The 16,924-nt window shown below is 65.5% G+C and carries 19 protein-coding genes; 10 read left to right on the forward strand and 9 right to left on the reverse strand.

What is annotated here, in order from left to right; translation table 11 throughout:
• The first annotated feature begins 67 nt into the window (after positions 1–67).
• Positions 68–1,363: a transcriptional regulator PtsJ gene (gene ptsJ / locus IB268_RS04110; protein ID WP_192353866.1), complete on the forward strand. Its 1,296-nt coding sequence runs from the start codon at positions 68–70 to the stop codon at positions 1,361–1,363.
• A gap of 12 nt (positions 1,364–1,375) precedes the next feature.
• On the opposite strand, the gene asd is transcribed toward ptsJ, so the two are convergent.
• Positions 1,376–2,221 carry an archaetidylserine decarboxylase gene (gene asd, locus IB268_RS04115; protein WP_192353867.1) on the reverse strand — a complete coding sequence of 282 codons (846 nt, stop codon included), beginning with the start codon at positions 2,219–2,221 and terminating at the stop codon, positions 1,376–1,378.
• Positions 2,222–2,340: 119 nt separating this feature from the next.
• Between asd and hisC the strand changes: the two genes are divergently transcribed.
• Complete coding sequence (gene hisC / locus IB268_RS04120) at positions 2,341–3,423, forward strand: histidinol-phosphate transaminase (RefSeq protein ID WP_054452126.1); 1,083 nt, start codon at positions 2,341–2,343, stop codon at positions 3,421–3,423.
• 23 nt (positions 3,424–3,446) lie between these two features.
• Here the strand turns inward: hisC and IB268_RS04125 are convergent, their stop codons facing one another.
• Positions 3,447–4,019, reverse strand: a complete 573-nt coding sequence (locus IB268_RS04125; RefSeq protein WP_119450406.1) for a redoxin domain-containing protein — start codon at positions 4,017–4,019, stop codon at positions 3,447–3,449.
• A 61-nt stretch (positions 4,020–4,080) separates the two neighbouring features.
• A complete protein-coding gene (locus tag IB268_RS04130) occupies positions 4,081–4,626 on the reverse strand; it encodes a carboxymuconolactone decarboxylase family protein (protein WP_054452124.1) in 546 nt (181 codons plus the stop codon).
• Between the two features lie 122 nt (positions 4,627–4,748).
• Between IB268_RS04130 and IB268_RS04135 the strand changes: the two genes are divergently transcribed.
• The 6 genes from IB268_RS04135 (at position 4,749) to IB268_RS04160 (ending at position 9,677) form a co-directional block, all read left to right on the forward strand.
• On the forward strand, positions 4,749–5,615 hold the full coding sequence (locus IB268_RS04135; RefSeq protein ID WP_054452123.1) for an AraC family transcriptional regulator: 867 nt from the start codon (positions 4,749–4,751) through the stop codon (positions 5,613–5,615).
• A gap of 107 nt (positions 5,616–5,722) precedes the next feature.
• A complete protein-coding gene (locus IB268_RS04140) occupies positions 5,723–6,565 on the forward strand; it encodes a YggS family pyridoxal phosphate-dependent enzyme (protein WP_054452122.1) in 843 nt (280 codons plus the stop codon).
• Between the two features lie 5 nt (positions 6,566–6,570).
• On the forward strand, positions 6,571–6,843 hold the full coding sequence (locus IB268_RS04145) for a hypothetical protein (protein WP_054452121.1): 273 nt from the start codon (positions 6,571–6,573) through the stop codon (positions 6,841–6,843).
• An 11-nt stretch (positions 6,844–6,854) separates the two neighbouring features.
• Positions 6,855–7,550: a glutamine amidotransferase gene (locus IB268_RS04150; protein WP_192353868.1), complete on the forward strand. Its 696-nt coding sequence runs from the start codon at positions 6,855–6,857 to the stop codon at positions 7,548–7,550.
• Between the two features lie 261 nt (positions 7,551–7,811).
• A complete protein-coding gene (locus IB268_RS04155) occupies positions 7,812–8,297 on the forward strand; it encodes a cupin domain-containing protein (protein WP_054452119.1) in 486 nt (161 codons plus the stop codon).
• Between the two features lie 33 nt (positions 8,298–8,330).
• Positions 8,331–9,677, forward strand: coding sequence for an MFS transporter (locus IB268_RS04160; RefSeq protein WP_119450403.1), 1,347 nt, complete (start codon positions 8,331–8,333; stop codon positions 9,675–9,677).
• On the opposite strand, the gene IB268_RS04165 is transcribed toward IB268_RS04160, so the two are convergent.
• From IB268_RS04165 to IB268_RS04180, 4 genes are all read right to left on the reverse strand, one after another.
• The gene (locus IB268_RS04165) at positions 9,649–10,326 is read right to left on the reverse strand and encodes a GntR family transcriptional regulator (protein WP_175180533.1); all 678 of its coding nucleotides are present in this window, start codon (positions 10,324–10,326) and stop codon (positions 9,649–9,651) included. The two genes, IB268_RS04160 and IB268_RS04165, sit on opposite strands and share 29 nt — an antisense overlap.
• A 143-nt stretch (positions 10,327–10,469) precedes the next feature.
• Positions 10,470–11,213, reverse strand: a complete 744-nt coding sequence (locus tag IB268_RS04170) for a GntR family transcriptional regulator (RefSeq protein ID WP_192353869.1) — start codon at positions 11,211–11,213, stop codon at positions 10,470–10,472.
• A gap of 45 nt (positions 11,214–11,258) precedes the next feature.
• Positions 11,259–12,224, reverse strand: coding sequence for a tripartite tricarboxylate transporter substrate binding protein (locus tag IB268_RS04175; RefSeq protein ID WP_192353870.1), 966 nt, complete (start codon positions 12,222–12,224; stop codon positions 11,259–11,261).
• 105 nt (positions 12,225–12,329) lie between these two features.
• Positions 12,330–12,776 (reverse strand): cupin domain-containing protein, encoded by a 447-nt coding sequence (locus IB268_RS04180; RefSeq protein ID WP_054452115.1) that lies wholly within the window; start codon positions 12,774–12,776, stop codon positions 12,330–12,332.
• Positions 12,777–12,949: 173 nt separating this feature from the next.
• Between IB268_RS04180 and IB268_RS04185 the strand changes: the two genes are divergently transcribed.
• Both IB268_RS04185 and IB268_RS04190 read left to right on the forward strand, forming a co-directional pair.
• Positions 12,950–13,831: a dihydrodipicolinate synthase family protein gene (locus IB268_RS04185; protein WP_175159864.1), complete on the forward strand. Its 882-nt coding sequence runs from the start codon at positions 12,950–12,952 to the stop codon at positions 13,829–13,831.
• Positions 13,828–14,793, forward strand: a complete 966-nt coding sequence (locus IB268_RS04190) for a tripartite tricarboxylate transporter substrate binding protein (RefSeq protein ID WP_175159866.1) — start codon at positions 13,828–13,830, stop codon at positions 14,791–14,793. The genes IB268_RS04185 and IB268_RS04190 overlap by 4 nt, the downstream gene beginning before the upstream one ends.
• Before the next feature lie 12 nt (positions 14,794–14,805).
• Here the strand turns inward: IB268_RS04190 and IB268_RS04195 are convergent, their stop codons facing one another.
• Entirely contained in the window at positions 14,806–15,711 is a 906-nt protein-coding gene (locus tag IB268_RS04195; protein ID WP_175212669.1) for a LysR family transcriptional regulator, read from the reverse strand.
• A 40-nt stretch (positions 15,712–15,751) separates the two neighbouring features.
• A complete protein-coding gene (gene serC / locus IB268_RS04200; RefSeq protein ID WP_192353871.1) occupies positions 15,752–16,834 on the reverse strand; it encodes a 3-phosphoserine/phosphohydroxythreonine transaminase in 1,083 nt (360 codons plus the stop codon).
• Between the last annotated feature and the right edge of the window lie 90 nt (positions 16,835–16,924).

A 16,924-nucleotide genomic window follows, 5' to 3' on the forward strand; every position in this document is an offset into this window, starting at 1 on the left:
GTCAAACTTACGCCGGGAGTCGGCGCGGCCGCTGCCCATGCCAGGAACGGAATTGTCTTAGGACGCTATGAAAATACAAGGAAAGACCGCCGCTGAGATCTTCGATTGCGTGCGCGGGCTGGCTCAGTCGGGCCAGTTGCCGCCGGGCCAGGCGTTGCCGCCGGTGCGCGATCTGGCGGTCGAACTGGATATCAACCGCAATACGGTCGCCGCCGCCTATAAGCGCTTGGTGACGGCCGGCATCGCGCTGACCCAGGGTCGCCTGGGCACCATCATCCGCGACCAGTCCGGACCGGGCGAACAGGAAGGCGCGCTATCGGACTCGCCATTGGCCGATCTGGCCAGCGGTAATCCCAATCCGGCCTGGCTGCCGGATCTGAGCGCGGCCCTCGCGATCCGGCCCTATCAGCCGCGGCTCTACGGCGAACCCACGGTCAACGCGGGGCTGGAAAGCTATGCCCGCGCCTGGTTCGCGCGGGACTGCCCGGCGCCTTTCGAGATCAACCTCACCCACGGGGCTGTGGACGCCATCGAACGGCTGCTCAGTTCGCACCTGGTGGCTGGGGATAAGGTGGCGGTCGAGAATCCCTGCTTCCTGAGCAGCATCAACATGCTGCGCATCGCCGGCCTGCAGGCGCTGGGCGTACCGGTCGACGCCGAAGGCATGCAGGCGGCGGCCCTGGAAGCGGCACTGGCCAAGGGCGCGCAGGCCGTGATCCTGACGCCGCGCGCCCACAACCCCACGGGCTGCAGCCTGAGCGAAAAGCGGGCGAAGGCGCTGGCGCGGGTGCTGGCCAAGTATCCCCATGCCATGGTCATCGTGGACGATCACTACGCCTTGCTGTCAGGAAAGGAATACCACTCGGTGCTGCCTTCGGGCATCCAGCGGTGGGCGCTGGTGCGCTCGTTCTCCAAGACGCTGGGCCCCGACGTGCGCCTGGCCATGGTGGCCAGCGATACCGCGACGTCGCGCCAGCTTCGTTTGCGGCTGGCTTCCGGCACCAGCTGGGTCAGCCATCTGTTGCAGGACATGGTCGAGGTCACGCTGGGCCGGCCCGAGGTGGCCAAGCAGATGGCCCAGGCCCGCAAGGACTACGCCCAGCGGCGCAAGGCCTTGGAAGGCGCCTTGTCCGAGCAAGGCGTGCCATACGCCGCGGACGGCGACGGCCTGAACCTGTGGGTACCGCTGGATTCCGACGACCAGGCGGTCGCGCTGGCCCTGGCCCATCGCGGCTGGTTGGTGCGCCATGGAGATGCCTTCGGGGTCCAGGAGCCGGTCAGGGGCCTGCGCATCACCGTCTCTGCGATCGAACCCGGGCAGTGCCGCAAGCTGGCGCGGGATATCCGGGAAAGCATGGTCTAGCCACGGCCGGCGTCAACGCCGGTCGGCCATGGCTTGTCCCAATCTGACGGCGCGCCCTGTCTTCCAGCCGGGATGGAATCGCCAGGCGTTGCCCGGCATCAGCAACACCACGGTCGACCCCAACTGGAAATGTCCCATTTCGGCGCCTTGCGGCAAGCGCAAGGGGGCCTGGCCGCCGTAGTCCCATTGCTGGATACGCCGGCCCCGCGGCGCCACCTGGCCATGCCAGGCCGTGGCTATGCTGCCAACGATGGCGGCGCCTACCAGCACCATGGCGTAGACGCCATGGAGAGGATGCTCGAACCAGCAGACCAGCCGCTCATTGCGCGCCAGCAGGCCATCCATGTGCTGCACGATCTCCGGCCGGACGGAATACAGAGTCCCCGGCACATGGCGCATGCCCAGCAGGCGTCCCTCGCAGGGCATGTGCACCCGATGGTAATCGCGCGGACTGAGATAGATCGTGGTGAACCAGCCGCCTTCCAATGCGTGCGCCAGGTCTGCATCGGCCAGCAGCGCGGCCGCGCTGTACCGACGCTGCTTGGCCTGGATCATCTGCCCCAGGCTGATGCGGCCGAACTGGCTGACGATGCCGTCGGCAGGACTGGTCCAGTCCGCATCGGCCAGCTTGCGGGCGCCAGGGCGCAGGGCGCGCGTGAAGAAGGCATTGAAACTGTCATAGGCCCTGAGGTCGGCGTGCAGGGCTTCGGCGAGATCGATGCCGTACCACTTGGCATAGCCGCGTATCAGCGGCTGGGCCACCCATGGCTGGCGGCATGCGGCCAGCCAGCCGGCGCAACGTGTCAACCAGCGCCTGGGCGTAATGCGGTGGATAAACAGGGAAAGAGAGGTAGACATGACACTCGCGTTCGCGTGATGGCGGTTATTGTCCTGAATCATAGTGTAGTATGGCATAGGACAAAAATTGCGATACACATACCGTAGATTGCTTACCGAGAGGCCGCAGCCGCAACAACATGGTTTCCCTACATAGCCCGCGCGTTGAAACCCTGTCGCCCTATGTGCCTGGAGAGCAGGCTCCCGGCAATGGATGGATCAAGCTCAACACCAACGAGAATCCCTATCCGCCGTCCCCCGCCGCGATAGCAGCCATCGCCGCTGCGGCTGCTGACGGTTTGGAGCGTTATCCGGACCCGCAGGCCGGGCATTTGCGCGAGGTCATCGCGCAGTATCACGGGGTGCCGGTAGCGCAGGTCTTTGCTGGCAACGGCTCCGACGAAGTGCTGGCGCTGGCGTTCTGCGCGTTCTTCCAGCACGGCGTCCAACCCTTGCTGATGGCGGATGTGACCTACGGCTTTTATGAGGTGTATTGCCGCCTGTTCGGCATACGCTGCGCGCAGATCTCCGTGGACGAGCGCTTGAGGCTGGACCTGGACGGATTCGCGGCGCTGGGCGCCGCGGATGCGGGCATAGCCGGCATCGTGATCGCCAACCCGAACGCGCCCACGGGAGAGTGCCTGCCGCTGGACCGCGTGCAGCGGCTGCTGGAGATCCAGCCTCGCCGGCTGGTGCTGGTGGACGAGGCCTACGTGGACTTCGGCGGGCGCTCCGCCATTGCGTTGGTCGAGCAGTATCCGAACCTGCTGGTGGTCCAGACGCTATCGAAGTCCAGGGCGTTGGCCGGCCTGCGCGTGGGGTTTGCAATCGGGCAGACGTCGTTGATCGCCACGCTGGAGCGGGTGAAGAACAGCTTCAACTCCTATCCGCTCGGGCGACTGGCCCAGGCAGGCGCTGCAGCGGCCTTTCAGGACCGCGCCTATTTCGAGGAGACGCGGCAGGCCATCATCGGCACCCGTACCTTGCTCTGCGCGCATTTGCGCCTGATGGGCTTTGATGTCTTACCGTCACAGGCGAACTTCCTGTTTGTCCGTCATCCGCGCTTCGACGCGCGCTTGCTCGCCGCCGGCCTGCGAGACGCGAAAATACTGGTGCGCCATTTCGCGCGGCCACGCGTGGAGCAATACCTGCGCATTTCCGTGGGCACCGAGGAGCAGGCGGCCTGCCTGGTGCGCGCGCTGCGCGCCCTGGTTCAGCCATAGCGGCATCGGAGGACCCGCGGCGTCTAGCGCGGACGCGGCGCGGGGCAGCTTAGCGCGTCGCACTCGTCGCGGGCGGGATCATCGGATGCGGCCGCGTGTGCCGCAGGAACATCGTTCTCCGCCAGCAGCCTCCCTATGGCTGCGCCCAGGGCCAGGTCGTCGATGCTGCCAAAGTGCTGCAGGCGCACGCGTCCCTGGCGGTCCAACAAGACCAGGCTGGGCGTGCCGCGCAAACCGTAGGCTTGCATGGTCATCGGGATGGCGCCCGTCGCCGCTGGCCGGTCTATGCCGATGGGAAAACTCCACCGGTACTCGTGATTGAAGGCCCGCAGCGCGGCGGGCCCCATGACGTCGTGGTGTTCGAACACGGTGTGCAGGCCGATGACCGCGACCTCCTGGCCGCGGAACAGTCTGTGCACGCGTTCGGCCTGCGGCAACCCATGCGACAGGCACCCGGGGCATAGCATCTGGAACGCATGCAGCAGCACGACCTTGCCGCGCAGGGCGGCGAGTTCGATGGGACCGTCCGCATTCAGCCATTCGTCCGCCAGCAAGGGCGGGGGCAGTGCGTCGGCCAGGGTGTCTGATCGGGACATCTGAATGCTCCTCTGATGCGGCCGGCGGGGCGATGACGCCCCGCCGGCCGCTGTGGTCGTGCTATGCGGCGCGGCGCAGCTTCACGGCCGGGAAATCCACCGGCACGGCAAACGCCACGTTGACGTAGTTGGTGAACAGGTTGAGCGCGACGTGCGCCAGGATCTCGACGATCTCCTGGTCGCTGTAGCCAGCCGCGCGTACGGCCTGCACGTCGGCTTCGCCCACTTGCCCGCGCGCTTCCACCAGCTTGAGCGCAAAGCGCAGCGCCGCAGCGGTCTTGGGATCGGCGGCGTCGCCGCCTTGCGCGGCCGCCATTTCTTCGGCGCTGGCGCCTGCCTTGCGGCCCAGGGCCGTGTGGGCCGCAAGGCAGTATTCGCAAGCGTTGCGGTCGGCCACCGCCACCGCGATCTGTTCGCCCAGCTTGGCGGGAATGACCCCGCCGCCCAGCGCGCCGAAGGCGCCCCACATGCTCTGCAGCGCAGCCGGCGAATTGGCCACGGCCTTGAACATGTTCGGCGTTGCGCCAAAGGCGCCGTGGATCTGCGTGAGCAGCGCCTTGCGGTCCGCGCTGGCGCTGCTGGCATCGATAAGAGGAACTCGGGACATGTCGGTAACTCCTGGAAATGAAAAAAAGGCCGCCGATATCGAACGGGCTGGAGGAATCGTACGTAGAATGTCTGGACGTAAGGTGTTGTTTAATCCATAAAAATTGTCATTTCGTCCAAGATATGAGCAATCCTCTTCCCATTCAGGTTGACCGGCTGTCGGCGCTGCTGGACCGTTTCCGGGTGCGCGCCACGCTGTTCCACACGGGGGCGCTATGCGGCACTCAGGCTTTCGAAGCCGTGCCTGGGCGCGGCTTCCTGCACGTGTTGCGCCGGGGCGAAATGGAAGTGCGGCATCGCCCGGGCGAGACCGCCACGCCGCGCCTGCGCCTGGCCGAGCCGACCCTGCTGTTCTACCCGCGCGCCGTGCATCACGAATTCGTGAACCCGCCGCGGGACGGCTCGGATTTCACCTGCGCGGCGTTGGATTTCGATGGCGGCGAACGCAATCCCATCGTCCAGTCGCTGCCGTCCGTGGTGCGGATCCCGCTGGACGCGGTCGAAGGCTTGCGGCCGGCGCTGGACCTGCTGTTCGCCGAGGCGGATCAGGTGCGCTGCGGTTCACGCCTGTTGGCCGACCGCCTGTTCGAGGTGGTCTTGATCCAGCTGCTCAGGTGGATACTCGACCATCCGGAGGAAGTGGGTGTGACCAGCGGTCTGGTGATGGGCCTGTCCGATCCGCGTCTGGCCAGGGCGTTGGTGGCGCTGCACCGTTCGCCCTATGAAGACTGGTCGCTTGCGCGGATGGCGGCGATGGCGGGCATGTCGCGCAGCGCCTTTGCAGCGGCCTTCAAGGATGCTACCGGCGCCACGCCCGCGGCCTACCTGACCGATTGGCGCTTGAGCCTGGCGGCGTCCATGATGCGGTCCGGCCGCGCGGTCAAGCTGGTGGCGGCGGAGCTGGGATTTGCCAGCGCCTCGTCCTTGTCCAAAGCGTTCCGGCAGCGGATGGGTGTTTCGCCGCGCGAGTGGCTGGCGGCCAACGCGTAGCATCGGCCGCCTGCGCGCCGGCGTGATAATATTGACCTATGACAAAACTTTAGACGGCATAAGCGTAATGGAAAGCGCCCGCCGTTGTTCCTCCGCGAGGTTCAGGCATGAGCGAGCAAGACCCAGGGCAAGACAAGGGCACCCAGACACAGCATGACCAGCATGGCCGCTGGCCGCAGGCGCAGTCGGTCGAAGACTTCCGCCACAACCTGGCCACGGTCAACGGACGCATCGCCGATGCCGCGCGCCGCGCCGGGCGCGATCCGGCCACGGTGCGCCTGCTGCCCGTGAGCAAGACGGTGGAGGAAGCGCGCATCCGGCTGGCCTACGAGGCTGGCTGCCGCTACCTGGGCGAGAACAAGCTGCAGGAAGTTTCGAGGAAATGGGAAGCCATGGCCGACCTGACCGATCTGCGATGGTCGGTCATCGGCCACCTGCAGACCAACAAGGCCAAGCTCGTGGCCCGCTATGCGGCCGAGTTCCAGGCGCTCGACAGCCTGCGGGTCGCTGAGGCGCTGGACCGCCGGCTGCAAGCGGAAGGGCGCCAGCTGGACGTTTTCGTGCAGGTCAACACCTCGGGCGAAGCCAGCAAGTATGGGCTGCAGCCGGACGAGACGGCGGCCTTTCTGCGCGAATTGCCCGCGTTTTCGGGACTGCGGGTGCGCGGTCTGATGACCCTGGCGCTGTTTTCGGCCGAAGCCGCGCGCGTGCGCGAGTGCTTCGTGCTGTTGCGCACGCTGCGCGACCAATTGCGCCAGGACGCGCCCGCGGGCATCGGCCTGGATGATTTGTCCATGGGCATGTCGGGCGACTACGAGATCGCCATCGAGGAAGGGGCCACCGTGGTCCGCGTCGGTCAAGCCATCTTCGGCGCGCGCAACACGCCGGATTCCTACTACTGGCCGACCGACAACGGCGCGGAATCGCGCGCGTCCGGCTCTCAGGAGTAGCGCGCATGCCGGTGTACCGACTCATCATCAAGCGCGACGGCCGCCTGATCGGTCATTTCGAATCCACTGCGGCGTCCGCGCTGGACGACAGCCGCGACATCGCGGCGCGCCTGCCGGCCAAGGACGGCTATCAGCTCAGCCTGCAGGTCGCCGAGGGCGAACGGCGCCTGCTGGAAAGCACGCCGCAAGGCATACGGTTGCTGGCATCGGAAAACCTGTTCGTCTCAACCCCCGAAGGCTTGCTGGGCGGGCTGGACCGCCATCCGAGCCCGCAATAGGAGTTCCTGGAATGAGCCTCAGCGCTTTGGCGATCCGCCACGTTCCCTTTGAAGACCTGGGCATATTGGCGCCGGTCTTGGCCGATCGCGGCTACAGCGTGCGATACCTGGAGGCCGGCGTCGACGCCATCGACTCCGCCACCGTGGCTAACGCCGACCTCGTCGTGATCCTGGGCGGCCCCATCGGCGTCTATGAAACCGGCCGCTATCCCTTCCTGGAGCCGGAGCTGCGCGCCATCGCGCAACGCCTGCGCCAGGACAAACCGACCCTGGGCATATGTCTGGGCGCGCAACTAATGGCGGCAGCGTTGGGCGCGGACGTGGTGTCCACCGGCCGCGCCGAGATCGGCTATGCGCCGTTGACCCTTACGCAACAAGGGCAGGATTCCGTGCTGAGCGCGGTCGAGTCGGTGCCTGTGCTGCATTGGCATGGGGACCAGTTCGCCATCCCCGAAGGCGCGGCGCGCCTGGCCGAAACGCCGGGCTTCCCGAACCAGGCGTTTGCGCTGGGACCCAGGATACTGGGCCTGCAGTTCCATCTGGAGGCGGATTCCGCACAGATCGAACGTTGGCTCATCGGCCATGCCTGCGAACTGAGCCTGCGCCAGATTGATCCCGCGGTGATCCGCGAGGACGCGCGGCGTTATGGTCCCCAGCTTGAACACGTCGCGCGCCAGGCGATCGAGCAATGGCTGGACCAGATCTGAGTCTGTCCTATGCCCTGGCGCGTCCTGGCGACGAGGACGCTGCGCAACCATAGCCTTGCATAGGCGCAAGGGGCGCGCTGCGCCCCGTTCCAATTCGCCGCGGCCTGCGGCTCTCGGCGCTTCTTCCGCTCGCCATCTCTACCGCTGAATCTAAGGGTTAAACCCAGTAGCCGCTTCGATGCCCGATGAATAGGATCCCGTTTTATACAAATGGGATCCCATTTGTGTTTGTCACTTTTCTTTCTTCAGGACGGACAGCACATGACCAGCATCGACACCATCACAGGCAAGAAGATCATCAACGAGGGCGGCCGCGGCGGTCCGCTGACCGAGGACCACCAGGGCATGCGCGCCCGCCACGAGGACGACCTCGAGTGGACCAACCTGCGCTACGAAGGCCAGTTCGCAAAGATGATGTTCCATCCGACGGCGGAGGATCCGACCATTCCGAACGCCGGCATCGTGCGCTACGAAAAGGGTTCGGGACACCCGCTGCACAACCATTACTTCGCGCAGATCTGGTACATCCTGGACGGCAAGTTCCTCATCGAAGGCAAGCTCCACGGCAAGGGTTCGATGATCTTCCATCCGGATCCCCATTTCGAAAGCAAGCTGGAAACCATCGAGGCCGGCACGATTCTGTATGTGCAGTACGTCGGCCCGCACACCCGCCAGGGCGCGATCTACGAAGGCCGCTTCAACGTCAGCGAGCGCAAGAGCCTGGCGGAAGAGACCACCGCCGTGTAGTCGGGCGAAAAAAAGAAAACAAGGGAGACCGGGATGAACGCCATCTCACAACAGCCGTCCTCGCGCTCGAAGAAGCATTACGTGACCGCGGGACTGTCCAGCATGATCGGGACCACCATCGAGTGGTATGACTTCTTTCTATACGGCATTGCGGCAGCGCTGATTTTCAACAAGATCTACTTTCCCGCGATCGATCCCATCAGCGGGACGCTGGCGGCCTTCGGCACCTATGCGGTCGGTTTCATTGCGCGGCCGCTGGGCGGCATCGTGTTCGGCCATTTCGGCGACCGCGTCGGCCGCAAGTCGATGCTGATGATCAGCCTGATGCTGATGGGCGTGCCCACCATCCTGATCGGACTGACGCCCAGCTACGAGACGATCGGCTACTGGGGCGCAGTGGCCCTGGTCTTCTTCCGTTTCCTGCAAGGCCTGGCGGTGGGCGGCGAGTGGGGCGGAGCCGTGTTGATGGCGGTGGAGCATGCCCCCGAAGGCAAGAAGGGCCTGTTCGGCAGCCTGCCGCAAGTCGGGGTCGCGCCCGGCCTGATCCTGTCGTCGCTGGCGATGGGCGCGGTCTCCAGGCTGCCGGAGGCGGATATGCTGAGCTGGGGCTGGCGGCTGCCATTCCTTGCAAGCGTGTTCCTGCTGCTGGTCGGTTGGTACATCCGGGCCAAGGTCAGCGAATCGCCGGAATTCAAGCAGGCGCAGGCCCAGCCGAAACCGGACGCGCTGCCCTTGAAGACGGTGCTCCGAGAGCACAAGGTTCCCGTGTTGACCGCACTGGTGGCCTGCATCTCCGAAAAGACCTGGTTCTATACGCTGGCGACGTTTTCATTGACCTATGCCGTGGGTACGCTGGGGCTGCCGCGTGAAACCATATTGACGGGTGTCATTTGGGGAGCGGTCGGTGCATTGTTCACCATCCCGCTGTTCGGGTTGCTGGGCGACATGATCAGCAAGCGGGCGATATTCATCGCCGGCGCGCTGGGGATCTCGCTGTTCAGCGCGACATTCTTCTCGCTGCTGGATGAGAAGACGGCTTATCACACGAACATCGCGATGCTGGTGGCGTTCGGCTTGGTATACGCCGCGATGTATGCGCAGGAATCCAGCCTCTTTTCCAGCATGTTCCCGCCGGACGTCCGCTATACCGGCATCTCGCTGGCCGTGCAGATAGGCGGGGCGATAGGCGGCGGCACCGCGCCGCTGGTGGCGACGTACCTGCTGTCCCTGGGCGGAGGATCGCCCCGGTTCATCGTGCTGTATCTGGCGGGACTGGGATTGATCGCGGCGGCGTGCGGCGTGTTGATGCGTCCCTATGGGAAGCCGCAAGGCGCGAGCGGCGCAAAGCTGGCTAGCGCCGCGACTCCATCCATTCGATGACGAGTTCGGTCGTCCGGGATATGTGCGTGGCCATCGCTTCGCGAGCGGCGGGGCCATTGCGCAGGGTCAGCGCCGCGATGATGTCCTCGTGCTGCTTGATGTTTTCTTCCATCAGGCGGGGTGGCATCTTGGAGGCGAATCCCAGCACATTGGAAACGATGCTGCCCTGCAACTCGGCGACCAGCTCGTGCAGACGTTCGTTGTGGCTGGCCTGGGTGATCAGACTGTGGAATTTGGCGTTGAATTTCAGCCAGTCGGAACCGCTTTCGCTGCGCACGCGCGAACGCAGGGCGTCGGCGTAGTGCTTCTGATGCTGCGACAGCAGTTCCAGGTCGTGGTCGTCGATCCAGTCCACCGCCAGTTGCGCGGCCAGCCCTTCGAGTTCGGCGCGGATCTGGAAGGCTTCGCGGATGGCGCGGATGGATGGCACGGTGACCACGGCGCGGCCGGTACTGGTCAGCGTGATGGCGCGCCGTGCTTCGAGAAACCGCAAGGCCTCGCGGATGGGGGTGCGGCTGGTTTCGAACTCGGTCGCCAGCTCGTACTGGCTCAAGGCATCGCCGGGCAGGTATTGCCCGTTTCTGATCCGCCGCAGAATTTCTTCCGAAATCTCGATCGAGGATCTAGACGTGTTCCTGGTTTCGCTCATGCTCGAATCCGTGTCGCTTCCTGTGCGGGTCGGCAGGCGCTCCACGGCTTGGGGTGGCCAGGCTGATCCGTGTCCCTGGCGTCTGCGTTGCGCCCTTCCGCCGGCATGGTAGCACGTGGCTTTCGGCGGAATTGGGGGCGCAGCTACCGTGGTGGCTTGCGGCCTTCAGGACGCTTTTGCAGCCAGTCCACCACGAACTCCCCGGACTCATGGATATGCGCGCGCATGGCGGCGCGCGACGCCGCGGTGTCGCGCGCCGTCAGCGCCTCGACGATGGCCGCATGATGTTCGATGTTCTTCTTCATGCGGGCCTCGTACATGCCCAGCACGGTCAAGTTGAGGATGTTCTTGGTGTAGTCCGTGTGCAGGTCCTTGATGATGCGCTCCAACGACGGATTGCCGGCGGCGCGGAAGATCAGGGCGTGGAACTCCTGATTTTTGACGACCCAATGCCGCATGGGCGCGGCAGCCTGGCGCGGCGCGGCTGCGCCGCCAGCGTTGACCTCGGTGTACAGTGCGGCGACGGCCTCGGCGCATTCGGCATGGACGGTTTGCAGCTGTTGCAGATCGGCGTCGGAGATCCAGCGCGCCGCAAGTTCCGCCGCCATGCCTTCCAGCTCGCCGCGCAGCCAGTAATTCGCGCCTATGTCCTTGATGGTCGGCGCCACCACCGTGGCGCCGTAGCGCGGTTGCTGCACGATCAGGCCCTTGGTCTCCAGCTGCCGGAAGGCTTCGCGCACCGGCGTGCGGCTGACCTCGTATTCTTCGGCCAGGGTCTCCTGCCGCAGCTTCTGCCCAGGCGCGTAGGCGCCATTGAAGATCTTCGCGGAGATCGACTCCACCAGATGCTGCACCAGCTCTTCCGTGGCGGGATAAATGCGATCCATGGCCTGACTCCCCTGTTCTTGACGGCTGCGGCGATCCTCCGCGGGCTATTTTCCCGGCTCCGCGGAGAATACCAGTCGCCACTTCTGCTGTTCCTGGCGCATGCGCTCCAGAAAGACCTGCGACCCCGCGGGCATGGGCTGGCTGCCTTGCGCATGGAGCTGCGCCATGCCCTCGCTCTGCGCCACCGCCTGCATCGCATGTTCCAGCTTGTCGAGGATGCTCCGGGGCGTGGCGGCAGGCGCTACGAGTCCGGATATCGAGCCCACATCGAAATCGCTGCCCAGGGCTTCGCGGGCCGCGGGAACGTCAGCCAAATTTGACACCCGCTGTGCCGAGGTTACGCCCAGCGCCCGCATCCGTCCGGACTGTATGAATGGTCCGACCACCACGGTCTCTACCGCCGTCACGTCCACCACGCCCGAAAGCAGGGCGGTGGCGGCTTCCGCGCCGCTCTTGTAGGGCACATGCATGAGCGTGGCGCCGGTCTGTCGCTGCATCAGGGCGAATACCTGGTGTATCGAGGTGCCTTGTCCGGAGCTGGCGAAGGAGACGGCATCCGGCTTGCTGCGGGCCCGCGTCACCAGCGCCGGCAGGTCCTGGATCGGGGAGTCTTGCGGCACGACCAGGGCCAGCGGCGTGTTGGCGATCATGGAGACGTAGGCGAAATCCTTGAGCGCGTCGTAGTTCAGCTGCTTGTGGATGAGCGGATTGACCGCGACCATGCCGTTGGTGATCACCATCAACGTGTAGCCGTCGGGCTTGGCACGGGCCACGATGTCGGCGGCGATATTGCCGCCGGCGCCCGGCTTGTTCTCTACGACCACCGGCTTGCCGAGCTCGGCTTGAAGCTGTTTGGCCACGGTGCGGGCGGTGAGGTCGGTGATGCCGCCGGCGCCGAACGGCACGACCAGCGTGATGGGGCGCTCAGGCCAGTTCGTTGCAGCCTGGGCCTGGGCGGTAAGCGAAAACGTCAACGACGCGAGGCAGGCGCGCAGAAATCGTGCGTGCATGATGGTTGTCTCCTTGGAATGTTCTATTTCTTGGTGGGCAGGTCGGTTTCGACTGCCTGCCGTGGACGGCTGCCAATCCTGGCTGCCGCCCCGGGGAACCGCGTATCAGTGTTCGAGGTCCTGCTCGGTGATCGCGGGCGGCTCGCCCTTGATGTTCATGCGGCCTTCGTACACCGGCCGGCCGCCGGTCGTTGGGCCTTGGTACTGGACGAAGAACAAGGTGCCGCCCGTTTCGGTGCTGAGCGCTTCCTCGATGTGCGGGTCCGGATGGAACACCACGGTGCCGGGGCCGTACATCTTTCCGCCCATGTTGAATTCCCCTTCGATCACGTACCAGACCTGGGCGAAGTCGTGCTTGTGCAGGCGGAAGCCCGCGCCGGGTTCATAGCGGAGAAATCCTGCGTTGGGCTCGGTGAGGCGTTCCGCCCGCGTATGGAAAAGGAACTTCGTCTTGTTCTTGAACCGGCCCATTTCCCATTCCATGTCCTCCGGCCTGCGGTACTCGGGCATGTGATGGGTCTGCGCCTGGTCGAGAACGTCATTGCTGCTCATGGCTTGCTCCTTGGTGATAGACCGGGAAAGTCTATCGGCCTTGTGCGGGAATTACTGGATACAAGATTTGCCTGTACTGCAGGGTGGGCGGGAGGTATCAGGCGCCCTGGAAATAGGTATTGGACCGGCCTGGGCGGCGTCCCTAGACTGCAAGCCAACATGGAGAACGAGCGATGCACTTGAAGGGAATCATCGGCTATCTGCTGACGCCTTGCGATGAACGCGGGCGGGTGGACCATGCGCTCTTGGAAGCGCACGTCGAGCGGCTGATCGGCGAGGGCGTGCATGCGCTGGCGCCGCTGGGCAGCGTCGGCTGCCTGCCTTACCTGGACGACGGCGAGCGCGAGGCCGTCATCGACACCGTCATCCGCGCGGCAAGCGGGCGGCTGCCCGTGCTCGCGGGCGTGTCCAGCCTGAGCACCGCCAGCACGGTGCATCACGCGCGCTACGCCGAACGCGCGGGCGCCGCAGCCTTGCAGCTATTGCCTAGCACCTACTGGAAGTTGACCCAGGACGAAATCCACGCCTACTACCGCGAGGTCTGCCAGTCGGTCTCCACACCGGTGATGGTCTACAACAACCCGTTCACGACGGGCATGGACCTGCCCGTCGAGTTCCTGGCCCGGCTGGCCGAGCTGCCCAACGTCACCATGATCAAGGAAAGCAGTCCGGACCCGACGAAGATCGCGCGGCTGCGCGCGGCCTGCCCGGATCGGACCGCGGTGTACATCGGCCTGAATTGCATGGCGCGGACCGGGTTTGCGGAAGGGGCGGCGGGTTGGTGCACGGCGTCGGCCAACGTCAGCGCGTCGTTTGCCCTGAACCTGTATCGCTGCGCCATGGCCGGCGACGCGCGCGGCGCGGACGAATGGTTCGGCCGCCAGATCGATCTCTTGAACTTTCTCATGGACCATGGCTTGCCGCGGACCGTGGCCGCGGGCTTGCGCTTGCGCGGCCTGGACAGCGGCCATCTGCGCGCGCCTCTCGCGCCGTTGGCCCCGGACCTGGAACAACGGCTTCTTGAAATCCTCAAAAAAATGGAGATCGCGCGATGAACAAGGGATTGCGCCGCTGCATGGCGGCTTTGTTGGGTGTAGTGCTTCCCGCTGCGGCGGCATGGGCGGGGTCGTATCCCGACCAGCCCATACGCCTGATCGTGCCGTTCGGCGCCGGCGGCGTGACCGACACCACGGCGCGGGTGTTCGCCGAGGGCCTCACGCGCGAGCTGGGCCAGCCGGTGGTGGTGGAGAACCGCGGCGGCGCGGGCGGCTCGATCGCGGCGGGCGCGGCGGCGAAGTCGCCGGCCGACGGCTATACGCTGCTGGTGATCACCAACGGCATGGTCGCGGTCAATCCGCTGATCTACAAGAAGCTGCCCTATGATCCGAACAAGGACTTCACCTACGTCGCGATGCTGGCCAATACGCCGACGGTGCTGGCGGTGGGTGCGGACAGTCCATATGCATCGTTGCCGGAAATCATCAAGGCCGCGTCGGCCAAGGCTGACAATATCGCGTTCTCCACGGCCGGCGAGGGCTCCGACAACTATCAAGTTCTGGAGCTGCTGCAACAGGCGACCGGCGTGAAGATGCTGCACGTGCCTTACAAGAGCGGATCGGAGTCCATGACGGCCGTGATGAGCCGCAACACGGATCTGACGGCCGTTTCCGCCGTCACCGCGGTGGGTTTCGTCGAGGCCAAGCAGATTCGTCCTTACGCGGTGACGTCGTCGCGACGCCTGGCCAATCTGCCTGACATTCCCACGGTCAAGGAAGTGCTGGGCAAGGACGTGGAAGGCGGGTCGCTGTCGGGTATTGCCGTTCCCAAAGGCACGCCGGCCGATGTGGTTGAGCGCCTGAACATGGCCATTGCCGCGGTGGCAAAAAGCCCATCGGTGCAGGACAAGATCTACGCGCGTGGCAGCGAACCCGTGGATGGATCGCAAGCGGCGTTCGAGCAGCGGGTCGTGGCCGAACAGAAAAAATGGGCGGGCATTCTTTCGCGTCCGGCGCCGTAAGCCCCAGGGGCGTCAGGCGGCTTGCGCGCCCAGCACCTCGCGCGCCGTGTCGATGAACCAGCGGACTGCCGGATTCATGGACTCGGCGGGCGCTGCCAACGCCATGGCGTAGGTCAGGGGCGCGCCCTCCACGTCCATGAGGTCCACATATGCCACGTTGTCGATGGCGATCCGGCGCAGCGCCGCCGGCACGATGGCGACCCCCAGGCCCGCGGCGATGAGCGGCAGGCTGATGAGGGCGTGGGACGATTCCTGCAGAACCCGGGGATGAAACCCCGCGCGCTGGCAGGCCGCGACGATCTCTCCCGCGAACCCGGGGCTGTCGGAGTGCGCCAGGGTCACCAGCGTTTCATCCGACAGGTCCGAGAGCCTGGCGCTTTTCATGCCTGCCACCCGATGGCCCGCAGGCACGGCCAGCGCCAGCCGTTCGCGCTGCAAGCCCGTGATTGCGATGCCCGGCACCCCGGACGCGGGCGGCACCAGGAATGCCGCGTCCAGCTCGCCGCGCTGCAATCCTGCCAGGATGCCGACGGTGCTGCCGCTGGTCAGTCGCAGGCGTATGTGCGGAAAGCGCTGCGTAAACTCGGGCAGGATGCGCGGCAGCAGGTTCAACGCGGCGCTGGGCACCGCGCATACCCGCAGCGCGCCCATACGTCCTTCGGCCGCATCGCGTGCAGTCTGCAGCGCGGCATCGGCGCCTTCCAGCAGGCGCTTCGCTTCGCGCAGAAAGGCGCCACCGGCGACCGTGAGGCGCACGCCCAGGCGGTCCCGTTCGAAGAGGTCTGCACCAATCTCGGTTTCGAGCCGTTTGATTGCGACGCTGAGCGGAGGCTGGGTCATGTGCAGCCGGGCGGCCGCCTTGCGATAGTTCAATTCCGTGGCCAGAACCACGAACTGCCTGAGCTGCCTGAAATCCATGCTGGTCTCCCTGTGCTTTCTTGGGGCCGCCGCGCCGGCTTCAGCCCCGCGTGCGCTGGAAGTCTGTCATGAAATCGGCCAGTGCGGCCGCAGCGGGCAGCTCCACCGCGTTGTACAGACTGGCTCGGATGCCGCCGGTGTGCGCGTGTCCTTTCAACCCCATGAGCCCGGCGCTCTCGGCCTGGCGCAGAAACAGGGGCTCCAGGGCGGAATCGGCCAGGAAGAACGGCACGTTGTTGATGGACCGGAATTCCGGCCGGACCTTGTTGAAGTAGAAGCCGTCGCTGGCGTCGATGGCGTGGTACAGCAGCCCGGCCTTGGCCTGGTTGGCCTGATGGATGCGTTCCACGCCGCCGGTCCGGCGGATCCAACGCAGCGTCAGTCCGGTCAGATACCAGGAGAAGGTGGCGGGCGTGTTGAGCATCGAGTCCGCCCGCGCCGCGTGCGCATAGTTCAGCACGTCGGGCGTGATGGGCAGCGCGCCGTCCAGCAGGGCTTCGTCCACCACCACGACCGTGACGCCGGCGGGCCCCATGTTTTTCTGCGCGGCGGCGTAGATCAGACCGTGCCGGGACACGTCGATGGGCTTGGACAGCAGGCTGGAGCAGGCATCGCACACCAGCGGGACGGGCGCGTCCGGCGCGGCGGGGAACTGCACGCCATGCACCGTCTCGTTCTCCGTGTAGTGCAGATAGGCCGCATCGGCGTCGAGCTGCCATTCGCCGGGCGCAGGGATGCGGTCGAAGCCCGATGCCTCGCTGCTGGCCGCGACGCGGACCTTGCAGTAGCGCCGGGCCGCATCGATGGCCTTGCCGGACCAGAGCCCCGTGTGAAGGTAATCCGCCGACGCCTTGCCGCGCAGCAGGTTCATCGGCACCTGCGAGAACTGCAACGAAGCACCTCCTTGCAGGAACAGCACCTTGTAGCGGTCGGGGATCTGCAGGATGGCCCGCAGGTCCGATTCCGCCTGGCGTGCGATATCGATGAACACGCGCGAGCGATGGCTGATTTCCATTACCGACATGCCGGTGCCCGCGAAATCGAAGAACTCTTCGTGCGCCTCCTGCAGCACTTCCAGCGGCAGCGCGGCCGGACCAGCGCTGAAGTTGTATGACCTTGCCATATTTTCCGATTCTGCCCCGCCTGGCGCGGGCTCCTGCATGGTTACGCCCGCGGTTGCCGTGGCGATCGGGTGAGTCTACGGATAGAATGG

Source organism: Achromobacter sp. ACM01 (assembly GCF_014851745.1).
GTDB lineage: Bacteria > Pseudomonadota > Gammaproteobacteria > Burkholderiales > Burkholderiaceae_B > Achromobacter > Achromobacter aegrifaciens.